1 protein-coding gene is annotated in these 960 nt (G+C 35.1%); it reads left to right on the top strand.

Annotated elements, in window-relative coordinates; genetic code table 11:
• Positions 1-934 (top strand): UDP-glucose 4-epimerase GalE (galE, locus tag EKL98_RS16100; protein ID WP_126563155.1); only part of this gene is annotated, 934 nt, incomplete at its 5' end.
• Between the last annotated feature and the right edge of the window lie 26 nt (positions 935-960).

Here is a 960-nt window from a genome sequence, read left to right as displayed (position 1 = left end):
TATAATTGATAATCTTTCTAACTCTTCTGTATCGGTTTTAAAGGGTATTGTCTCCATTACAGGTAAAGAACCCATTTTCGAAAAATTAGATTTAAGAGAAAAAATTTCTGTTCAAGATTTTTTTCTAAGGCATCAGGATATTAGTGGTGTGATTCATTTTGCTGCTTCAAAAGCGGTTGGCGAAAGCGTTACTAACCCACTCTTGTATTATGAAAATAACATCTCATCTTTGGTTTATATACTTCAAGAATTAGAGAAAAAAGAGAAGGCTCAATTTATTTTTAGTTCCTCTTGTACGGTTTACGGTCAGGCCGATGTCATGCCAATTGACGAAAATGCACCAATCAAACCAGCAATGTCTCCCTACGGAAACACAAAACAAATAGGAGAAGAAATCATTACAGATGTTTCTAAAGTTAGCAATATTAATGCTATATTGCTTCGCTATTTTAATCCAATTGGGTCACATCCTTCTGCTGAAATTGGTGAATTGCCCATTGGAGTTCCGCAAAATTTGGTGCCATTCATAACTCAAACAGGTGTTGGGTTGCGTAAAGAATTGATGGTGTACGGAAACGATTACCCAACAGTAGATGGTACTTGCATTCGCGATTACATTCACGTTGTCGATTTAGCAAAAGCTCATGTAGTGGCTTTACAAAGATTATTGGAAAATAAAAATGAAGAAAAAATTGAAATTTTTAACCTTGGAACGGGAGTTGGAAGTTCGGTTTTAGAAGTAATTGCAAGTTTTGAAAAAGTAAGCACGAAGCTTTTTCCTTACAAAATTGTTGACAGAAGAGAAGGCGATGTAACAATGGCTTATGCAAGTACTAACAAAGCAAATGAAGTGCTGGGATGGAAAACAGAATCCTCTTTAGATGAGGCAATGGAAAGTGCTTGGAAATGGGAACAAAAAGTTAGATCAAAATAAGCTGTAAGAGAATTTATTAGTATAAA

The organism is Flavobacterium bomense, from assembly GCF_003970355.1.
The sequence above is the reverse complement of the archived record's forward strand: the minus strand, read 5'-3'. Positions and strand labels throughout refer to the sequence as shown.